19 protein-coding genes are annotated in these 18708 nt (G+C 66.3%); 11 read left to right on the top strand and 8 right to left on the bottom strand.

What is annotated here, in order from left to right; genetic code table 11:
* The first annotated feature begins 75 nt into the window (after positions 1 to 75).
* Entirely contained in the window at positions 76 to 867 is a 792-nt protein-coding gene (locus tag FIV02_RS23900; RefSeq protein WP_152489982.1) for a helix-turn-helix transcriptional regulator, read from the top strand.
* A gap of 191 nt (positions 868 to 1058) precedes the next feature.
* On the opposite strand, the gene FIV02_RS23895 is transcribed toward FIV02_RS23900, so the two are convergent.
* Positions 1059 to 1346, bottom strand: coding sequence for a YheV family putative zinc ribbon protein (locus FIV02_RS23895; RefSeq protein WP_152489981.1), 288 nt, complete (start codon positions 1344 to 1346; stop codon positions 1059 to 1061).
* Entirely contained in the window at positions 1343 to 3391 is a 2049-nt protein-coding gene (prlC, locus tag FIV02_RS23890; protein ID WP_152489980.1) for an oligopeptidase A, read from the bottom strand. Before prlC ends, FIV02_RS23895 begins: the two co-directional genes overlap by 4 nt.
* A gap of 130 nt (positions 3392 to 3521) precedes the next feature.
* Here prlC and FIV02_RS23885 point away from each other — a divergent pair, with 130 nt between their 5' ends.
* The 4 genes from FIV02_RS23885 to FIV02_RS23870 all read left to right on the top strand — a co-directional run bounded on the left by FIV02_RS23885 (position 3522) and on the right by FIV02_RS23870 (position 6386).
* Positions 3522 to 4058: a gamma carbonic anhydrase family protein gene (locus FIV02_RS23885; protein WP_152489979.1), complete on the top strand. Its 537-nt coding sequence runs from the start codon at positions 3522 to 3524 to the stop codon at positions 4056 to 4058.
* Positions 4059 to 4060: 2 nt separating this feature from the next.
* Complete coding sequence (locus FIV02_RS23880) at positions 4061 to 4561, top strand: GNAT family N-acetyltransferase (RefSeq protein ID WP_172979195.1); 501 nt, start codon at positions 4061 to 4063, stop codon at positions 4559 to 4561.
* Between the two features lie 116 nt (positions 4562 to 4677).
* The gene (locus tag FIV02_RS23875) at positions 4678 to 5649 is read left to right on the top strand and encodes a hypothetical protein (RefSeq protein ID WP_152489978.1); all 972 of its coding nucleotides are present in this window, start codon (positions 4678 to 4680) and stop codon (positions 5647 to 5649) included.
* A gap of 59 nt (positions 5650 to 5708) precedes the next feature.
* Positions 5709 to 6386, top strand: coding sequence for an HAD family hydrolase (locus tag FIV02_RS23870; protein WP_152489977.1), 678 nt, complete (start codon positions 5709 to 5711; stop codon positions 6384 to 6386).
* On the opposite strand, the gene FIV02_RS23865 is transcribed toward FIV02_RS23870, so the two are convergent.
* Positions 6371 to 6601, bottom strand: a complete 231-nt coding sequence (locus FIV02_RS23865) for a DUF1161 domain-containing protein (RefSeq protein WP_037054573.1) — start codon at positions 6599 to 6601, stop codon at positions 6371 to 6373. The two genes, FIV02_RS23870 and FIV02_RS23865, sit on opposite strands and share 16 nt — an antisense overlap.
* 62 nt (positions 6602 to 6663) lie before the next feature.
* Positions 6664 to 7725 (bottom strand): aminopeptidase, encoded by a 1062-nt coding sequence (locus FIV02_RS23860; protein WP_152489976.1) that lies wholly within the window; start codon positions 7723 to 7725, stop codon positions 6664 to 6666.
* Between the two features lie 135 nt (positions 7726 to 7860).
* On the opposite strand from FIV02_RS23860, the gene FIV02_RS23855 reads away from it, so the two are divergent.
* Positions 7861 to 8280, top strand: a complete 420-nt coding sequence (locus tag FIV02_RS23855) for a hypothetical protein (RefSeq protein WP_134678245.1) — start codon at positions 7861 to 7863, stop codon at positions 8278 to 8280.
* A gap of 15 nt (positions 8281 to 8295) precedes the next feature.
* Here the strand turns inward: FIV02_RS23855 and FIV02_RS23850 are convergent, their stop codons facing one another.
* The 3 genes from FIV02_RS23850 to FIV02_RS23840 all read right to left on the bottom strand — a co-directional run bounded on the left by FIV02_RS23850 (position 8296) and on the right by FIV02_RS23840 (position 10949).
* Positions 8296 to 8721: an OsmC family protein gene (locus tag FIV02_RS23850; protein WP_037054579.1), complete on the bottom strand. Its 426-nt coding sequence runs from the start codon at positions 8719 to 8721 to the stop codon at positions 8296 to 8298.
* A gap of 84 nt (positions 8722 to 8805) precedes the next feature.
* Entirely contained in the window at positions 8806 to 9807 is a 1002-nt protein-coding gene (locus FIV02_RS23845; protein ID WP_152489975.1) for an LLM class flavin-dependent oxidoreductase, read from the bottom strand.
* Positions 9808 to 9920: 113 nt separating this feature from the next.
* A complete protein-coding gene (locus FIV02_RS23840; RefSeq protein ID WP_152489974.1) occupies positions 9921 to 10949 on the bottom strand; it encodes an AraC family transcriptional regulator in 1029 nt (342 codons plus the stop codon).
* Positions 10950 to 11122: 173 nt separating this feature from the next.
* Here FIV02_RS23840 and FIV02_RS23835 point away from each other — a divergent pair, with 173 nt between their 5' ends.
* Complete coding sequence (locus FIV02_RS23835; RefSeq protein WP_037054586.1) at positions 11123 to 12094, top strand: TAXI family TRAP transporter solute-binding subunit; 972 nt, start codon at positions 11123 to 11125, stop codon at positions 12092 to 12094.
* A gap of 64 nt (positions 12095 to 12158) precedes the next feature.
* On the opposite strand, the gene FIV02_RS23830 is transcribed toward FIV02_RS23835, so the two are convergent.
* Positions 12159 to 13064: a LysR family transcriptional regulator gene (locus FIV02_RS23830; RefSeq protein ID WP_037054649.1), complete on the bottom strand. Its 906-nt coding sequence runs from the start codon at positions 13062 to 13064 to the stop codon at positions 12159 to 12161.
* A 128-nt stretch (positions 13065 to 13192) separates the two neighbouring features.
* Between FIV02_RS23830 and FIV02_RS23825 the strand changes: the two genes are divergently transcribed.
* The 4 genes from FIV02_RS23825 (at position 13193) to FIV02_RS23810 (ending at position 18613) form a co-directional block, all read left to right on the top strand.
* Complete coding sequence (locus tag FIV02_RS23825; RefSeq protein ID WP_152489973.1) at positions 13193 to 14431, top strand: D-amino acid dehydrogenase; 1239 nt, start codon at positions 13193 to 13195, stop codon at positions 14429 to 14431.
* Between the two features lie 39 nt (positions 14432 to 14470).
* On the top strand, positions 14471 to 14830 hold the full coding sequence (locus tag FIV02_RS23820; protein WP_047585210.1) for a RidA family protein: 360 nt from the start codon (positions 14471 to 14473) through the stop codon (positions 14828 to 14830).
* An 80-nt stretch (positions 14831 to 14910) separates the two neighbouring features.
* Entirely contained in the window at positions 14911 to 15882 is a 972-nt protein-coding gene (locus FIV02_RS23815) for a TAXI family TRAP transporter solute-binding subunit (protein ID WP_152489972.1), read from the top strand.
* 172 nt (positions 15883 to 16054) lie between these two features.
* A complete protein-coding gene (locus FIV02_RS23810; protein ID WP_150607113.1) occupies positions 16055 to 18613 on the top strand; it encodes a TRAP transporter permease in 2559 nt (852 codons plus the stop codon).
* Positions 18614 to 18708 lie beyond the last annotated feature (95 nt).

Genomic DNA, 18708 nt, shown 5'->3' with positions numbered 1-18708 from the left:
ATCCGGTTGTTGTCAGACAGGCTCGGCCACTCTAGCCTGAGTCGCATCGACCGACTAACGCCATCAGGGCAGAGAATGTCGCCTAACGGACAAAACCCGCTGCCCGAACGTGCAGTCCCACGCCTGCCGCATCTGCCACGGCCGCTCTATGCGCGCACCGAGTCGCTGGCGCGGGCAGTCAGCACGCCACGTCACCGTCATCCCTGGGTGCAGTTGTCCTATGCCCTGCAGGGTGTGCTGCATGTTCACAGTGCGGCGGGCAGCTTCGTGGCACCGCCACAGCGGGCCATCTGGATTCCCGCCGACCTGGAGCATGAGGTGGTCAGCTCGCCGGGTACCGAGATGCGCAGCCTGTACATCGACTGCGCCGTCAGTGCCTGGGCGCCCGCGCGTTGCCGGGTGTTGGCCATCGACAACCTCAGCCGCGAGCTGATCCGGCGCTTCTGCGAGCTGCCGGTGGAGTACGACGAACAGGGTGCCGATGGCCGGCTGGCGCAGGTGCTGCTGGATCAGTTGCGTGCTGCACAGGAAGTGGGGCTGTCGTTGCCGCTGCCCCAGGATGCACGGCTACTGCGCCTATGCCGGAGCTTGCAGGGCCAGCCCGACGACCAGCGCAGCCTGACGCAATGGAGCCAGGCACTCGGCGCCTCGGAAAAGACCCTCAGCCGTCTGTTTCTGCGCGAAACCGGCCTGACCTTCCGCGCCTGGCGCCAGCGTCTGCGCCTGCTGACGGCGCTGGAACCGCTGCAGCGTGGTGATCGCGTCACCGATGTGGCCCTGGGCTGCGGTTACGACTCCACCTCGGCCTTCATCGCCGCGTTTCGCCAGCAGTTCGGCGCGACGCCGGGGGAGTTCTTTCGCGGTTGATGAGGCGCTCGATCAGCAGGCTGAGGTGGCCGCCCGCCATCGCTCGGACAGGCAATGCCGGAGTGATGGCGGCGTAACCCAGCATTGGCAGAGGCAGGAAACTCCGTTTGGTGGGTTACGCGGCGCGTGACCTTCCCCGTTGTTGGCGAGCGCGTGTCCGGCGCCGCTAACCCACCCTACGGCGCGAGTTACTACTCGCTGGGCTTCTTCAGCTTCGGGTTGGGGAAGAACTGCACCGCCTGCACGTTCGGATCGGCCGCCTTGGGCTTCAGGCCGCTGACGTTGACCCGTGTGGGCAGTTCCCTGGGCACCGAGTTGCCACGGGCGTCGAGGGTGTCGGCGTAGCCGCACTTGACGCACTCGCGGTGCGGCACGCCATCGACGTTCCACATCTTGATGCTGTCGGTCTCGCTGCACGCCGGGCACACGGCGCCGGCGATGAAGCGTTTCGGCGTGCTGTTCACAGGCTCATCGCTCATGCGGCCTCCTGGCTCAGGCCGAGGTGACGCAGCAGGGCGTCGATGCTCGGTTCGCGGCCACGGAAGTCGACGAACAGCACCATCGGCGCCTGCGAGCCGCCACGGGCGAGGATGGCTTCGCGGAAGGCGCTGCCGGTGGCGCTGTTGAACACGCCTTCTTCCTCGAATCTGGAGAAGGCATCGGCACTGAGCACTTCGGCCCACTTGTAGCTGTAGTAACCGGCTGCGTAGCCGCCGGCGAAGATGTGCGCGAAACCATTGGCGAAGCGGTTGTAGGCCGGTGGTCGCATCACCGAGACCTCGCTGCGCACGCCTTCGAGCACGTCCAGCACGCTGCGGCCGTCGCCGTGGGTGGCATGCAGCTCGAAGTCGAACAGGGAGAACTCCAGCTGGCGCACCATCATCAGCCCGGACTGGAAGTTCTTCGCCGCCAGCATCTTGTCCAGCATGGCCTGTGGCAGCGCTTCGCCGGTTTCATGGTGGCCGGAGATCAGCGCCAGGCCTTCCGGCTCCCAGCACCAGTTCTCCATGAACTGGCTGGGCAGCTCGACCGCATCCCAGGCCACGCCGTTGATGCCCGAGGCGCCGGCGTGCTCGACGCGGGTCAGCAGGTGGTGCAGGCCGTGGCCGAATTCGTGGAACAGGGTGGTGACTTCGTCGTGGGTCAGCAGCGCCGGCTTGCCGCCGACCGGCGGGGTGAAGTTGCACACCAGGTTGGCGACCGGGGCGATCAGCTTGCCGGAGGCATCACGCCGCTTGTCGCGGGCGCCATCCATCCAGGCGCCGCCGCGCTTGTTGGCGCGGGCGTAGAGGTCGAAGAAGAAACGCCCGACATGCTCGCCGTGTTCGCTGATCTCGAACAGGCGCACGTCCGGGTGCCAGGTGTCGAAGTCGTGCAGCTCGCGGATCTGGATGCCGTAGAGCTTCTGCACGATGGCGAACAGGCCGTTGAGCACCTTGTCCACCGGGAACCAGGCGCGCACTTCCTCCTGGGAGATGCTGTAGCGCTGCTGGCGCAGCTTCTCGCTGTAGTAGCCGACGTCCCAGCTTTGCAGGTCGCAGAGACCCTGCTCGGCGGCGAAGGCCTTGAGCTCGGCCAGGTCCTGCTCGGCGAAGGGCTTGCTGCGCACCGCCAGGTCACGCAGGAAGCTCAGCACCTGAGCGGTCGACTCCGCCATCTTGCTGGCCAGGCTCAGCTCGCTGTAGTGGGCGAAGCCGAGCAGGCGGGCCAGCTCCTGGCGCAGGTCGAGAATCTCGCTCATCAGCGGACCGTTGTCGTTCTGCCCGGCGTTCGGACCCTGGTCGGAGGCGCGGGTGCAGTAGGCGGCGTACACCTCTTCGCGCAGGGCGCGGTCGTCGGCGTAGGTCATCACGGCGTAGTAGCTGGGGAACTCCAGGGTGATCAGCCAGCCGTCCAGGCCCTTGGCCTGGGCTGCCTGCTGCATCTGCGCCTTGGCCGAATCGGTCAGGCCGACCAGCAGCGCTTCATCGGTCACCTGCTTGGTCCAGGCCTGGGTGGCGTCGAGCAGCTGGTTGGAGAACCTGCTGGTCAGCTCGGACAAGCGCATCTGGATTTCACCGTAGCGCTTCTGCTGTTCGGCCGGCAGGTCGATACCCGACAGGCGGAAGTCACGCAGGGCGTGCTCGAGAATGGTCGTCTGCGCCACGTCGAAAGTGGCAGCCTGCGGGCTCTGCGCCAGCGCTTCGTAGGCCTGGAACAGCGGCTTGTTCTGGCCCATCTCGGTCCAGTATTCCGACAGTTTGGGCAGGCAGGCCTCGTAGGCGGCGCGCAGTTCCGGGCTGTTGCACACGGCATTGAGGTGGCTCACCGGGCTCCAGGCGCGGCCCAGGCGCGCACCCAGTTCGTCCAGCGCCAGGACCAGGCCGTCCCAGCTCGGATTGGCCTGCTGGCGCTCGAGCAGCTTGGCGATGGCGACGCGGCTGTCGGCCAGGATCTGCTCGACGGCAGGTTCGACGTGCTCGGGTTTGATCTGCGAGTAAGGCGGCAGGTCGAAGTCTTGCAGCAGGGGATTGTTCGCGGTCACGACGAGGCACCTGTAACGAAGGGAGATTGGGTTGAGAGCGTGGCAGCACAGCGAGGCGGCACGATAACAACCGACATGGGGGCCATATTAATTACAATCAAGCCTTCCCGCAGCCTTGGAGATTTCTATCATGGCGATTCGCAGTTACCAGCAATTCACTCCGCAGCTCGGTGAGCGGGTATTCGTCGATGCCAGCGCCGTGGTGCTGGGTGACGTCGAGATCGGTGACGACAGCTCGGTCTGGCCGATGACCGTGATCCGTGGCGACATGCACCAGATCCGCATCGGCGCGCGCACCAGCGTGCAGGATGGCAGCGTGCTGCACATCACCCATGCCGGGCCGTTCAATCCGGAGGGCTACCCGCTGATCATCGGCGACGAGGTCACCGTCGGGCACAAGGTCACCCTGCACGGCTGCACCCTGGGCAGCCGCATCCTGGTCGGCATGGGCAGCATCGTCATGGACGGCGCCGTGGTCGAGGACGAGGTGATCATCGGCGCCGGCTCCCTGGTGCCGCCGGGCAAGCGTCTGGAAAGCGGCTACCTGTACGTCGGCAGCCCGGTCAAGCAGGCGCGGCCGCTGACCGACAAGGAGCGCAACTTCTTCAGCTACACGGCAGGCAACTACGTGAAGCTCAAGGACCTGCATCTGGTCGAGGGCTACTAGCCGTGAGCGATGCCGAACTGCGCATTCGTCCTCTAGAGGCCGCCGATTTCGACCAGGTCTGGCCGATCATCCGCGATGTGGTGCAGGCGCAGGAAACCTATGCCTTCGACCCGGACATGGATCGCGCCAGCGCCTGGAAAACCTGGGTCGAGCTGCCGCGTGCCACCTTCGTCGTCGAGCAGGACGGGCAGATCCTCGGCACCTACTACATCAAGGCCAACGCCGCCGGCCCCGGCGATCATGTGTGCAACTGCGGTTACATGACCGCTGCGGCAGCGCGCGGCAAGGGCGTGGCCAGCGCCATGTGCCGGCACTCGCTGCAGGTCGGCCGCGAGCTGGGCTTCAGCGCCATGCAGTTCAACAGCGTGGTGGCGAGCAACACGGTAGCCGTGGCGTTGTGGCAGAAGCTCGGCTTCGCCATCGTCGGCACCCTGCCCAAGGCCTACCGGCATGCGCGACTGGGGCTGGTGGACTGCCATGTGATGTTTCGCAGCCTGACCTGAGCCGCACGCGCCGGGCGTGCCGGCAGCACAGTTCTGCATGCGGGCGCTTTTGTCCGCCATGCAGGGTGGCTAAGCTCGCCAGACCGAACAGGATGCCTGCACCGACAAGGATTGCCATGACTCAAACCAACCCCTTCGCGGCCGAGCCACTCGTTCCATCCGCTGCGCCCCGCCCGCTGCCGGCATTACCAGGGCATCTGGTGGCCGTGGCCCTGTCGATGAGCGTCATCGCCATTCTGCTGTCGATGATCGGCTGGTGGAGGAGCGATCTCGAGAACGATTTCAGCGTCTGGCTGAGCTACGTCGCCCCGTACTGGGTCACTCACCTGCTCATGGCGGGACTGGGTGTCTACTGGCTGACGAGCGCATACCTGGAACGTCATCGCCTGGCCGGCTACCGGCAGCCGGCGCCACTGCTGGTGAGTTATGGCGTGGTTTACCTGCTGCTGTCCTGGGGGCTCGGTTTCGTCTCCGGCCAGCTGTACATGTGGCTGTACGAGCTACTGGACGATCAGTACAGCGGACGCCTGCTGACCAGCCTGGGCTGGTCGGTCATCGGCCTGCTGAGCTTTTGCCTGGAGGTGCTGGTGCCGCTCTGGCTGCTGCTGCAGCTGTTCCGACGCAGCGCCGAGGTGACCGATGGTGACCTGCAGATGGCCGGTACGTCGCTGGCCTGGTGTTTCGCGCTGGCCATCATGGTGGGATACCTGCAGGTGATGGGTCTGGCGCTCGAGCTGATGGACGGTGCGTTCTACGGGTTCGAGCTGGAAAGCTGGGCGGGGGTGATCAATCTGCTCCATGGCGGCGTTTACATGCTGGTGGCGTTCTTCGCCGCGCGCTCGGCCTTGCCGGAGCAGGTCCGTGGTTTCAGGGGCGGGCGGCTGGCGCTGGCGGCGCTGATCACGCTGTCGCTATGGATTGCCGGCGCGCTGCTGTGCGCGATCATCATGCTGGTGTTGCTGCTGGTGGTGGGTGTCTCCGACCTGCTGTTGCTGCTGCTCTTTGGCCTTGTGCAACTGGCGCTGCTCTGGCCGTTCAGCCGCCTCGGGCTGCGCTGGGGCTATCGGGTGCAACCTGTACAGGGGTGAACTGTCGGGGGGCAGGCGAGTATCCTTCCCGGCCTTCCGCTTTCCCAGAGGTGCTCGTCATGCATCATTCCACCGTTCTTTTCGACCTCGACGGCACGCTCACCGATCCACGCGAGGGCATTACCCGTTCGGTGCAGTTCGCGCTGGCCAAGCTGGGCATCGACGAACCGGACCTGGCGGCCCTGGAGCATTTCATCGGCCCGCCATTGTTGCAGTGCTTCATGGCCAGCTACGGGCTGGACGAAGCCACCGCCTGGCAGGCGGTGAACCATTATCGCGAGCGCTTCAAGGTCACCGGGCTGTATGAGAACCGGATGTTCGCAGGCGTACCGAGCCTGCTCGACGCGCTGCAGGCGCAGGGGCGCACGCTGTACATCGCCACCAGCAAACCCACGGTTTTCGCCGAGGAGATCGCCCGGCACTTCGGTTTCGACCGCTACTTCAAGCGCATCTATGGCAGCGAGCTGGATGGTACGCGCACCAACAAGGTGGAGCTGCTGGCGCATCTGCTGGAGTCGGAAGACCTGGCGCCGGGCTCGGCGCTGATGATCGGTGACCGCAAGCACGACCTGATCGGCGCACGCAGCAACGGCGTGCAGGCGGTGGCGGTGGGGTACGGTTTCGGCAGCCGTGAGGAGTTGCTGGGTGAGGCGCCGGCGTTCCATTTCGAGACGCTGGAGGCGCTGCATGGCGCCTTCATGGGCAACGCCCCCGGGGTGGCTCAGTCGTTGCGCTGATAGATGATCTTCCTGGTGCCGCCGTCGCAGCTGCCCACCACCATGCTCTGATCCTGGACCTCGTCGTTGGCAACGATTTCCAGGGTGTAGCTGGGCACGTTGTTGGCCTGAATCTTCACTTCGATTTCCTGCTTGAGCTCCTCGCAGGGTTTGGGCGCCGCCAGCGCGCCGCCTGCAAGCATCAGCAGGGCCAGGGCAGGGATCATCCGTTGCATCGCGCGTATCTCCAGGGTTGTGGGTGACCTGTGAGGTTGGACTGGCAGATTGCCCGGCAGTTCTAGTCGTCACCCTGCAGGGTGGTCAACTGCGCATGGCGTTGTTCGGCGGGCAACTGGCCCAGAGCGGCGACGGCGGCGTAGAAGGCCGGCCAGTCGCGGCCTTCGCGGGCAAACAGCGCGGCGAAGGCGGGCACCCATTGGTCGTACAGGCCGAAGGGCAGCAGCTTGGCGTTGTTCAACGGGGCGTCGATCCAGGCGTCATAGCGGCCCTGGCCACCCCACTCGCGTTGGCGCAGCGTGCGGTAGTCGTGGCGCAGGCGGGCGAATTCGGCCTGTTTGGCGCTGCGCATGGCCGCTGCCGGCAAGTCGCGGGCGTAGAGCAGGCGCAGGCGTTCGCGGCTGGCCAGGACCAGTTCGACGAACTGCTGGCGCTGATGGTCGTCGCTGGCGGGGGGCGTCTCCCCACGGGATGCGTGCCACTGGCGCAGGCCCTCGCGCTCGACGAAGGTGGCGAAGGACTCGTTGAAGGCGGTATCGCCCGGCAGGTAGAACTGCTGGTGCGCCAGCTCGTGAAAGATCACCGCGACCAGGCGTTCGTCGTCCCAGCGCAGCATGCTGTTGAGCAGCGGGTCATCGAACCAGCCCAGTGTGGAGTAGGCCTCAACGCCGCCTATGTAGGTGTCCAGCCCCTGTTGGCGGAGCCGCGCGGCGGCGCCACGGGCGCGACCCTGCTGGTAGTAGCCGCGATAGGCGACGCACCCGGCGATGGGGAAGCAGTGCAGCTCCGGGTCGAGGGAGAACTCGGGCGTGGCGAACACGTTCCACACCACGAAGGGGCGCTTGAGGTCGGCGTAGAGCCGGTAGCTGCGGTTGTCCGGCAAGCGCAGGCTGGCGCTGGCGAAGTCCCTCGCCTGCTGTGACAGCGCCAGGCGCCTGGCCAGATCGGGTGTGGTTTGCGGGTCCTGCAGCAGTCGCTCGACGGGCTCACGTGCCTGCAGCAACTGCCACTGGCCCTGGCCGAGATGGGCGTAGTAGTCCAGGGTCGAGCAACCGCCGAGCAGCAGCGCGAGCAGCGGAACCGCGAGGCGGCGCAGAATGTCGATGGAGAAGGTGTCGGGCATGCGCTCACGCTAGCCGATCCGGATGGTCGGTGCCTAGGCTCCGGATGAAAAGCGCCGCGACAGATGGCTCTACTATTTCCCCGGGACCGGCCCGCGCACGCTAGGCTGGTGCCCGAACCCAAGATGGAGGTCGACATGCGCGCCCTGCTGGCTGTTCCCGTTCTGCTGACACTCGGAGCCTGTGCTTCGCCGTTGCCCAAGCCCGATCCCCAGCAGGCCTGGGTCGAGCTGTATGCCACCGCCGATACGCTGTTGATGGCCGACCGCCTGGACGGCGAGCGCTGGCCGGATGGTCGTTACTTCCAGGTCACGCCCGGCAAGCACGAGCTGGAAACGCGCTTTCAGTTCGAGGTGCGCGGCGGCACGCTTGGCATGCAGAGCGAGCCGTTGCGCATGACCTGCGAGATTCGCCTGCGCTATGACGGCTTCGCGCCGGGCCAGCGCTACCGTGTCGAAGCCAGGCCGCTGCTGATGAAGGCGCAGGCCTGGCTGTACGACGATCAGCGCAACGTGCTGGCGCGAGGCGAGGTCCTGCGCTGCGGCACGGGGATCTAGTCGCAAGCGGCTGGCTCAGTCCTCCAGCACCGCTTCCAGCGTGATCTTGGCGTTGAGCACCTTGGACACCGGGCAGCCGCTCTTGGCGGTCGCCACGGCCTGTTCGAACGCGGCGCGGTCGGCGCCGGGGATTTTCGCCCGCAGCGACAGGTGCACGGCGCTGATCTCGAAACCGCCATCGACCTTGTCCAGCGTCACTTCTGCCTGGGTATCGATGCTCTGTGCGGTCATCCCGGCGTCCCCCAGCTCCTTGGACAGCGCCATGGAGAAGCAGCCGGCGTGGGCCGCGCCGATCAGTTCCTCGGGGTTGGTACCGGGCTGGTCGGCGAAGCGGGTGTTGAAGCCGTAGGGCGAATCCCTGAGGGCGCCGCTCTGGGTGGAAAGGGTGCCCGTGCCGTCCTTGATGCCGCCCTGCCAGTGGGCCGATGCAGTCTTTTTCATGTGCGCTCTCCCATTGCCTGCAAGAGGCCGCCGGTCTGGCGGCCTTCCTGCATTCAGAGGGCGTGCATGCGCACAAGTTCGAATTCAGTCGCGTTGCAGCTGCGCGAGTATGTCGAAGGCATGCAGGCGATCGGCGAAGTCGTACATGTCGCAGGTGAAGATCAGCTCGTCCGCCTCGGTCTGCTCCAGTAGCTGCTCCAGGCGCTGGCGCACCGTCTCCGGACCGCCGATGGCGGCCAGGCCGAGGAATTCACCGACGGCCTGGCGTTCATGCGGCAGCCAGAGGCCCTCCATGCTGGCGACCGGCTGGCGCTGCACCAGGCTCTGGCCACGGACCAGGGCGAGGATGCGCTGGTAGGCGGAGGTCGCCAGGTACTGCGCCTGTTCGTCGCTGTCGGCAGCCAGCAGCGGCACGCCAAGCATCACGTAGGGTTTGTCCAGCACCGCCGACGGGCGGAAGTGGTTGCGGTAGATCCGGATCGCTTCATGCAGGTAGCGCGGTGCGAAATGCGAGGCGAAGGCGTAGGGCAGGCCCTTCATCCCGGCCAGCTGCGCGCTGAACAGGCTGGAGCCCAGCAGCCAGATCGGCACCTCGGTGCCGCTCCCGGGCATGGCGATCACTCGCTGGCCCTCCTCGCGCGGGCCCAGGTAGGCCTGCAGCTCCTCGACATCCCTGGGGAAGTCTTCCGCGCTGCCATCGCGGCTGCGGCGCAGCGCATGGGCGGTGTACTGGTCGGCGCCGGGCGCGCGGCCCAGGCCCAGATCGATACGGCCGGGGTAGAGCGTGGCCAGGGTGCCGAACTGTTCGGCGATCACCAGTGGCGCATGGTTGGGCAGCATCACGCCGCCTGCGCCCAGGCGAATGCGCGACGTGCCGGCGGCCAGGTAGCCGATCAGTACCGCCGTGGCGGAACTGGCGATGCCGTCCATGTTGTGGTGCTCGGCGACCCAGAAGCGTTCGAAGCCGAGACGTTCGACATGCCGGGCCAGGGCCAGCGAGTTGTGCAGGGCCTGGGCAGCGTCGCCGTCGTCACGAATCGGCGCCAGGTCCAGGGTGGAGAGCTTGATCGAGGCCAAGCGGCTCATGGGGAGTCTCCTCAATGCGTGGCCGGCTACTCTAACCCCTCGGCTTGCGGGGGCGCACGCCACGCGGGGGCATAGTCATCATCGACGTGGCTGATGCGCAGCGGGGCGTTACCTCACCCGGCGCCGTAGCGGGTGCGATACTCGCCCGGCGTCAGGCCGGTCCACTGACGAAAGGCGCGGAAGAACACGCTGGGTTCGGAGTAGCCGAGCAGCCAGGCGATTTCCGTCGCGGGCAGGCGCCCGTCACGCAGGTGCTGCTCGGCCAGTTGCCGGCGCGTGTCGGCGAGCAGTTGCTGGTAGCTGCAGCCTTCGTCGGCCAGGCGGCGTTGCAGGGTGCGCTCGCTGAGAGCCAGTGCCCGTGCCAGTTCGGCTCGGTCCGGCTCGCCGTGGGCCAGCTGTTCGCCCAGCAGTCCGATCACGCGGGCGCTCAGGCTGGCGCTGGGCAGGCGGGCGAGCAGGGCTTCGGCATGCTGGCGCAGCAACTGCTGCAGCGGCGGGTTGGCCTGGATCAGCGGCAACTGGCACAGGTCGCGTGGCAGGACGATGGCGTAGTCGTCGCAGGCGAAGTGCAGCGGACAGTCGAACACATCGTCGTAGGGCGCGAGGTCGCCCGGCTGCGGATGACGAAAACGCACGTCGAGCAGGCGAAAGCCGTCCAGCAGCGGCAGGGTGGTCTGCACCCAGCAGGCCATCATCGCCAGCACGCGGATGCGGGTCGCCGGGTGCTGGGGGTACAGCGGGCGATAGAGCAGCGAGAGCGTGTCGTCCTGCTCCTCGACCTGCAGCTCACCACCCTCGCCGCCGAGGCGCTGGTAGCGCAGCGCGGCGGTCAGCGCATCGCCCAGCGTCGCACTGCTTTGCAGCAGGTAGCTGAGGACGCTGAAGGGTCCGGGCGTCAGGTTGCGTCCCAGCAGCAGCCCCGGTTCCGGATGTTGCAGGCGCCTGTCCAGTTCGAGCCACAGCGCTTGCTGGGCGGCGAAGGGAATGCGCGCATCGGGGTCGACGAGCTGCTCGTCGTGCAGCGCGCAGGCGTCCAGCAGGGGCTGGCGCTCGAGGCCGAGGCGCGTGGCGGTGTGCAGGATCGCCTGGGTCAGGCTGGCGCTGACCGAGGCCTGCGAGGGGGCGTTGGGCGGGTTCGACATCCGTCGATTCTGCCCAATGCCGGCAGTGGGCGATAGCCCGGCTTCACACACGCCGTTACCAGCGATTGTTCGACAGCGCGTGCATATTCGCCGCGAGCGGTTAGACTTCCCATCCGGACGTCGCTCACAAGGCGCGCTCGCTCAAAACAACAGAGAAAAAAAGGAGATATCCCATGAAAGGCAAATCCTTGGCATGGGTCCTGTCCGCCGCGCTCGCGGGTACTGCCCTGAGTGGCATGGCACAGGCCGAAGAGAAATTCGTCACCATCGGCACCGGCGGCCAGACCGGCGTCTATTACGTGGCCGGTCAGTCCATCTGCCGCTTCCTCAACCGTGGCTCGGCTGAGCACGGCATCAAGTGCAACGCGCCGGCCAGTGGCGGCGGCGTCGCCAACGTCAACGGCATTCGCAGCGGCGAATTCAACTTCGGCATCATGCAGTCCGACCACCAGTACAAGGCGCTCAACGGCCTTGCACCGTTCGAAGCCGAAGGGGCGATGAGCGATATCCGCGCCGTCTTCTCCCTGCAGAGCGAAGTGTTCACCATCCTCGCCCGTCGCGACGCCAACATCAAAGGCTTCGATGACCTCAAGGGCAAGCGCGTCAACGTCGGCAACCCGGGTTCCGGTCAGCGCGACACCCTGGAAGAGATCCTCGCCGTCAAAGGCTGGGACCGCTCCGCCTTCGCCCTGGCTGCCGAGCTGAAGCCGGCCGAGCAGGCCAGCGCCCTGGGTGACAACAACATCGACGCCATGACCTACTTCGTCGGTCATCCCAACGGCGCGATCCAGGAAGCCACCACCACCACCGACGCCGTTCTGGTTCCGGTGACCGGCCCCGAGATCGACAAGCTGCTGGCCGAGAAGACCTACTACACCAAGGCCGAGATTCCGGGTGGCCTGTACAAGGGCAACGATCAGGCGACTCAGTCCATCGGCGGCAAGGCCGTGCTGTCCACCAGCGCCAAGGCCGACCCGGAAGTGGTCTACCAGCTGGTCAAGTCGGTGTTCGACAACATCGATCGCTTCAAGCGCCTGCACCCGGCATTTGCCGACCTGAAGGAAACCGACATGATCAAGGTCGGTCTGACTGCCCCGCTGCACGAGGGCGCCGCACGCTACTACAAGGAGCGTGGCTGGCTGTAAGCCTGCCTGGCGGCTAACGAAAACCGCGGCCTCGGCCGCGGTTTTTCGTTTTCCGGCGCCTGGTTCAGCCCTGCGCGGCAAGCAGGTCGGTCGCCAGGCTCTGCAGGCGCGTCAGCAGTGCCTGCTGCGCGGCAGAGGGTGTTTCATCGACACGCCGCAGCAGGTACAGCGTCACCGGGATGTTGGGTTCCAGCGGGCGGGCCTGGACATCGCCCAGGTTGCCGGACAGTGCGGTGAAGGGGTCGACCAGTGCCAGCCCCTGTCCCGCCGCCACCAGCATGCGGGCCAGCTGGTAGGTCTGCACCGAGATATCGATGCGCGCGGGCGGCTGCAGCTCCTCGATGTGTCCGCGCAACAGACCGCCCAGCGCGTCTCGCGTGTCCAGGCCGATCAGGCTCAGGCCGGCCATGTCCTGCAGGCGTATCGATGTCGAGCAGGCCGCCTCGCTCCACCAGCCCGGCGGCGCGATGGCCATCATCCGGCCCTGCGTCAGGACCTCCGTATGCAGATCCGGGTGTTCGACGCGTTGCAGCGTCAGGCCGAGGTCGGCTTCGCGCAGCAACAGGGCCTGGACGATTTCACTGGTGTGCTGGGTCGCGAGGTCGCAGCGGGTCTGTGGATACTCGGCGCGCCAGCCGCACACCACATCGGGCAGCAGGGTCTGCGCCAGGGTGGGCGTGCAGACGAGGCGCAGCGCCCGTTCCTCTCCACGGCGCAGGCTGGCCGATAGCCGCCGCAGGTCCTGCAGCTCGGCAGACAGCCGCTCGGTCTGCTGCTGCAGTATCCGCGCTTCCGCGGTGGGCAGCAGCTTGCCGCGCACGCGGCTGAAGAGTGCGAACCCCAGCTGCTGCTCCGCATGCTGGAGAATCTTGCTGGCGGCCGGCTGCGAGATGTGCAGCAGCTCGGCGGCAGCCGTGAGGCTGCCGGTCTGCAAGACCGCCTGAAACAGCTCGATATGACGTAGGCGCATGATCCGTTCGTGCTCCAGCGAGACCGGCTGGAGCATAACCTGGGGTTATGGGCTGCCACTATCTTTTCATTGGTCGCCCGCGCCAGGCATCCATACCCTGAATTCCATTCAGATGCGGGAGATGGATGATGCGGGTCGCGGTTATCGGTGGTGGCGTGATAGGCCTGACCACCGCCTATGCGCTGGTGCGCCAGGGCTATCGGGTCGATTTGATCGAGCAGCGTGATGAAGTGGCGCTGGAGACCAGCTTCGCCAATGGCGGTCAGCTCAGCTATCGCTATGTTGCGCCGCTGGCCGATGCCGGCGTGCCGCTGCAGGCGTTGTCGTGGATGCTTCAGGGCAATGCGCCCTTGCGCTTCCGGCCCAGCCTGAACCCCCGTCAGTGGCACTGGTGCCTGCGTTTCCTGCTGGCGTGCCGGCGCTCGGTGAACCAGCGCAATGCCCAGCACCTCCTGCGCCTGGCGCTGTACAGCCAGTCGGTGCTGCAGGAGTGGCGTGAGCATGAGCTGCTGGACGATTTTTCCTGGCGCGCCAACGGCAAGCTGGTGATCTACCGCAACGCGTCGAGTCTGCACAAGGCGCAGGCCGGGGTCGACCCGGCCCATCAGCGTCTGCTCGGCGCGGAGCAATGCATCGAGCTGGAACCTGCCCTGGCGGCGCTGGCCGGACGCTTCAAGGGTGGCATCTTCGCCGCCGGCGACGAGGTCGGTGACTGTCATCAGTTCTGCCGCCAGCTGCTGCGCAAGCTGCGCGGCCATCCGACGTTCCGCCTGCATACCGGGCAACGCGTCACCGGGCTGCCGCTGGAGCGCGGCAGGGTCCGGGCCGTGGCGCTGGCGGGCGAGGAACTGGCGGTCGATCAGGTGGTGGTGGCTGCGGGCATCGGCAGTGTCGAGCTGCTTCGCCCGCTGGGACTGCGCCTGCCGATCTATCCACTGAAGGGCTACAGCCTCACCCTGCCGTTGGCCGACCGCGCTGCGGGACCGGAGACCAACGTCACCGACTACGACAACAAGGTGGTCTATGCCCGTCTCGGCCAGCGCCTGCGGGTCGCGGCGATGGTCGATATCGGCAGTTGGGACGCCAGCCCGGATCCGGGGCGGCTGGCCGCGTTGCAGCGCTTGGCCCAGGCCAGCTTCCCCGCTGCGGGAGACTATGCCGCCGCCGAGACCTGGGCGGGTATGCGTCCGGCGACGCCGGAGGGTACGCCGCTGCTGGGTGCCAGTGGTATCGACAACCTCTGGCTGAACGTCGGCCATGGCAGCCTGGGCTTCACCCTGGCCTGCGGCAGCGCCGAGGCCGTGACCCAGCTGATAGGCCGGCAGCGCCCGGCGATCTCTCTCGAGGGGATGAAGCTGGCCTCCTGAGAACCCTTGAACAACCCCATGACCCCGTAGGAGTTTGCCATGTCCGTGCAACGTATCCAGACCAATGCGCGCCTTTCCGGCGCGACGATTTTCGCCGACCTGGTATTTCTTTCCGGTCAGGTGCCGACCGATCGCAGCCAGGATGTCGCGGGCCAGACGGCTCAGGTGCTGGACAAGATCGATGCCCTGCTGGCCGAGGCCGGCTCGGATCGCAGCCTGCTGCTCAGTGCGCAGATCTGGCTGAAAGACATCGAGAAGGACTTTGCCGCCATGAACGAGGTCTGGAGCCGCTGGCTGCCGGCCGGCTGCGCGCCGGCGCGTGCTACGGTCGAGGCGCGTCTGGCCTCTGCCGACGTACTGGTCGAGATCATGCTGACAGCGGTGCGCAAGCCCGCGTAACTGCCGCATTGGTTCCATCGATGGCGCCGGCGCTGCCGGCCCGTCTGCCGTTCGAAAAACAAAAACACGAGGACGTTGATATGCAGCAACATCGAATCATGGGTCTGTTGGCGTGCGTGCTGGGCAGCAGTCTGCTGGCCAGCCCCCTGGTCGCCGAAGAGCGCTACGTGACCATCGGCACGGGCGGGCAGACCGGGGTCTATTACACAGCAGGTCAGTCGATCTGCCGTTTCCTCAACCGCAGCGGTGCCGAGCACGGCATCAAGTGCAACGCCCCATCCTCCGCGGGCAGCGTCAGCAACATCGCCTCGATCAAGAGCGGTGACTATGACTTCGGCTTCATTCAGTCCGATCACCAGAACAAGGCGCTGACGGGCCAGGCACCGTTCGACAAGGACGGCGCGGTCGCGGACCTGCGCGTGGTGTTCTCGCTGCAGAGCGAGATTCTCACCGTGGTCGCCCGTGCCGACAGCGGCATCCAGAGCTTCGCGGACCTCAAGGGCAAGCGGGTGAACATCGGCGTGCCAGGCTCGGGCAGTCGCGACACCTTCGATGAGGTGATGCAGGCCAATGGCTGGGGCAAGTCCGACTTCGCGCTCGCGGCCGAGCTGAAACCGGCAGAGATGGCGGCGGCCCTGGGGGACAACAATCTGGATGCCATCACCTATGTGGTCGGCCATCCGAGCGGCGCCATTCAGGAGGCGATGGCCACGGTCGATGCGCGGCTGATTCCGGTCACCGGTCCGGGAGTCGACAAGCTGCTGACCGAGGCCAGCTACTTCACCCGGGCGGACATTCCTGCCGGCCTCTACCCTGGCGTCAACGAGGCCATTGCGTCCATCGGCGGCAAGGCCGTGCTGGCGACGTCGGCAAAGACCGATCCCGAGGTCGTCTATCAGCTGGTCAGGTCGGTGTTCGACAACCTCGAGCGCTTCAAGCGCCTGCACCCGGCCTTCGCCGATCTGCGTGCCGAGGACATGATCAGCGCGGGTCTGACGGCACCGATGCATGAGGGCGCACTACGTTTCTACAAGGAGAAAGGCTGGCTTTAGGCCGGGTGGAGAGAACCTGGCAGAGCTCTAAACTCTTCGATAACGGGCGCAGTTGAGTTTGTATAGGTAAACTGCGTGCCTAGAGACCCGTTCACAGGGTCGAAAAACCGAGCCCCTCCGTCAACGAGGGGCTCGCCGTTTTATCAGAATGACAACGTAGGTGTACCTCCCTATGGCCGAAAAACAACTCTCCACCGAGGAACTGATCGCCCAGGACGTCGGCGCGCGTTTGCCCGTCGGCCCGATGGCCCAGGTGATCACGGGCCTGGCGCTGCTCTGGTCGCTGTTCCAGCTGTGGATCGCCTCGCCCCTGCCGTTCATCTTCGGTTTCGGTGTGCTCAATGACACCCAGACCCGCGCCATTCACCTGGCCTTCGCGTTGCTGCTGGCGTTTCTCGCCTACCCGGCGTTCAGAACCTCGCCACGTGATCGCGTGCCGCTGCTGGATATCGCCCTCGGTCTGGTCGCCGCCGCCAGCGCCGCCTACCTGTTCATCTTCTATCAGCAGCTGGCCCTGCGCCCCGGCAGCCTGACCACGGGCGACCTGGTCACCGCCTGCATCGGCATCCCGCTGCTGCTGGAGGCGACCCGCCGCGCGCTGGGCCCACCCCTGGCGATCATCGCCCTGGTGTTCCTCGTCTACAGCGTGGCCGGCCCCTGGATGCCGGGGCTGCTGGCGCACCGTGGAGTGAGCTTCCATGCCCTGGCCAACCACCAGTGGATCACCACCGAAGGCGTATTCGGTATCGCGCTGGGTGTGTCGACCAGCTTCGTCTTCCTCTTCGTGCTATTCGGCGCGCTGCTGGAACGCGCGGGGGCCGGGCACTACTTCATCCAGCTGGCGTTCAGCCTGCTCGGTCACTTCCGCGGTGGTCCGGCCAAGGCCGCGGTGCTGGCGTCCGGCCTGACCGGGATGATCTCCGGCTCGTCGATCGCCAACGTGGTCACCACCGGCACCTTCACCATCCCGATGATGAAGCGCACCGGCTTTTCCTCGGAAAAGGCCGGCGCGGTCGAGGTGGCGTCGTCGGTCAACGGCCAGATCATGCCGCCGGTGATGGGCGCGGCGGCCTTCCTGATGGTCGAGTACATCGGCATGCCCTATGTCGAGATCATCAAGCATGCCTTCCTGCCGGCAGCGATTTCCTATATCGCGCTGCTCTACATCGTGCACCTGGAGTCGCTCAAGCTCGGCCTGCAGCCCATCGGTGGGCATCAGCCCAAGCCGTGGCTGCGCCGCCTGACCGGTTTCGCCTTCGGTGCGGCGCTGATCAGCGGCCTGTCGCTGGCCGTCTACTACGGGCTCGGCTGGCTCAAGCCGGCGCTGGGCGAGTACGCCCTGCCGGTGATCGGCGTGCTGCTGGCGGTGGTCTACCTGGCCCTGCTGAAAGTCGCCGCCAGTGTGCCGGTGCTGCCGGCCGAAGACCCCAATGCGCCGCTGGAAGAGCTGCCGCAGACCCGTGCGGTGCTGCTGTCCGGCCTGCACTTCCTGCTGCCGGTGGTGGTGCTGGTCTGGTGCCTGATGATCGAGCGCCTGTCGCCCGGCCTGTCGGCCTTCTGGGGCAGCGTGATGCTGATCATCATCCTGCTCACCCAGCGTCCGCTGCTGAGCTGGATGCGCCGCGATGGCAGCCATGACCACGGCACCTTCGTCGATGGCGTGGTCGATCTGCGCGAAGGCCTGATCGCCGGTGCGCGCAACATGATCGGTATCGGCATCGCGACCGCTGCCGCCGGCATCATCGTCGGCGCGGTCTCGCAGACCGGCGTGGGCCTGGTGCTGGCCGATCTGGTCGAACTGCTGTCGATGGGCAACCTGCTGCTGATGCTGCTGCTGGTGGCGGTGTTCAGCCTGATCCTCGGCATGGGCCTGCCGACCACGGCCAACTACATCGTGGTGTCCAGCCTGCTGGCGCCGGTGGTGGTGGCGCTGGGGCAGCAGAACGGTCTGATCGTGCCGCTGATCGCGGTGCATCTGTTCGTCTTCTACTTCGGCATCATGGCCGACGTGACCCCGCCGGTGGGGCTGGCCTCGTTCGCCGCGGCGGCGGTGTCCAAGGGCGATCCGATCAAGACCGGTCTGGTGGCGTTCTTCTACAGCCTGCGGACCGCCGCCTTGCCGTTCCTGTTCATCTTCAACACCGACCTGTTGCTGATCGACGTGGACTTCTGGCACGGCGTGCTGATCTTCATCGTCGCGACCATCGCCATGCTGATCTTCGCCGCCGGTACCCAGGGCTTCTTCCTGGTGCGCAGCCGCTGGTACGAGAGCGTGCTGCTGCTGGTGGTCGCCTTCAGCCTGTTCCGCCCCGGCTTCTGGATGGACATGGTCCACGACCCCTATCAGGACATCCCGCCGGCGCAGTTGGCCCAGGCGCTCGATGGCGTCGAGGATGGCAGCTCGCTGCGCCTGCGTATCCGTGGCGAGGATGCCGTTGGCGATCCCCGTGAGTTCAGCCTGCTGCTGCCGGTACCGGACGGTGCCACGGGTGAGGAGCGCCTGCAGAAGCTGGGCCTGAACCTCTACGAGGAGGACGGCAAGGTGCTGGTCGACAGCGTCGCCTTCGGCAGCATGGCGGCCGATGCCGGCCTGGAATTCGATCAGCAGATCCTCAAGGTGCGTGCGCCGACCGACCGCTGGGTCAAGGAGCTGATGTGGATTCCGGCCTTCGTGCTGTTCGGCCTGATCGTGCTCCTGCAGCGTCGTCGCCAGGTGCCGCAGGCGGCGTAACCGGCTCGACCCGACCACGACAAGGCAGCTTCGGCTGCCTTGTTCGTTTATGGCCGATGGCCAGGTTGATAGACTCGCCGGCCTGACCATTCGGA

It is taken from the genome of Pseudomonas sp. THAF187a (genome assembly GCF_009363395.1).
GTDB lineage: Bacteria > Pseudomonadota > Gammaproteobacteria > Pseudomonadales > Pseudomonadaceae > Aquipseudomonas > Aquipseudomonas khazarica.
This window is presented reverse-complemented; position numbering and strand designations above follow the sequence as displayed.

Bases quoted from the DNA above. Each gene is read 5' to 3' on its own strand.
- FIV02_RS23855 (WP_134678245.1), top strand. From the start codon at position 7,861: ATGCGCGCCCTGCTGGCTGTTCCCGTTCTGCTGACACTCGGAGCCTGT.
- FIV02_RS23885 (WP_152489979.1), top strand. From the start codon at position 3,522: ATGGCGATTCGCAGTTACCAGCAATTCACTCCGCAGCTCGGTGAGCGG.
- FIV02_RS23900 (WP_152489982.1), top strand. From the start codon at position 76: ATGTCGCCTAACGGACAAAACCCGCTGCCCGAACGTGCAGTCCCACGC.
- FIV02_RS23825 (WP_152489973.1), top strand. From the start codon at position 13,193: ATGCGGGTCGCGGTTATCGGTGGTGGCGTGATAGGCCTGACCACCGCC.
- FIV02_RS23845 (WP_152489975.1), bottom strand. From the start codon at position 9,807: ATGAGCCGCTTGGCCTCGATCAAGCTCTCCACCCTGGACCTGGCGCCG.
- FIV02_RS23840 (WP_152489974.1), bottom strand. From the start codon at position 10,949: ATGTCGAACCCGCCCAACGCCCCCTCGCAGGCCTCGGTCAGCGCCAGC.
- FIV02_RS23810 (WP_150607113.1), top strand. From the start codon at position 16,055: ATGGCCGAAAAACAACTCTCCACCGAGGAACTGATCGCCCAGGACGTC.
- FIV02_RS23895 (WP_152489981.1), bottom strand. From the start codon at position 1,346: ATGAGCGATGAGCCTGTGAACAGCACGCCGAAACGCTTCATCGCCGGC.
- FIV02_RS23815 (WP_152489972.1), top strand. From the start codon at position 14,911: ATGCAGCAACATCGAATCATGGGTCTGTTGGCGTGCGTGCTGGGCAGC.
- FIV02_RS23820 (WP_047585210.1), top strand. From the start codon at position 14,471: ATGTCCGTGCAACGTATCCAGACCAATGCGCGCCTTTCCGGCGCGACG.
- FIV02_RS23865 (WP_037054573.1), bottom strand. From the start codon at position 6,601: ATGCAACGGATGATCCCTGCCCTGGCCCTGCTGATGCTTGCAGGCGGC.
- FIV02_RS23860 (WP_152489976.1), bottom strand. From the start codon at position 7,725: ATGCCCGACACCTTCTCCATCGACATTCTGCGCCGCCTCGCGGTTCCG.
- FIV02_RS23830 (WP_037054649.1), bottom strand. From the start codon at position 13,064: ATGCGCCTACGTCATATCGAGCTGTTTCAGGCGGTCTTGCAGACCGGC.
- FIV02_RS23850 (WP_037054579.1), bottom strand. From the start codon at position 8,721: ATGAAAAAGACTGCATCGGCCCACTGGCAGGGCGGCATCAAGGACGGC.
- FIV02_RS23870 (WP_152489977.1), top strand. From the start codon at position 5,709: ATGCATCATTCCACCGTTCTTTTCGACCTCGACGGCACGCTCACCGAT.
- FIV02_RS23835 (WP_037054586.1), top strand. From the start codon at position 11,123: ATGAAAGGCAAATCCTTGGCATGGGTCCTGTCCGCCGCGCTCGCGGGT.
- FIV02_RS23875 (WP_152489978.1), top strand. From the start codon at position 4,678: ATGACTCAAACCAACCCCTTCGCGGCCGAGCCACTCGTTCCATCCGCT.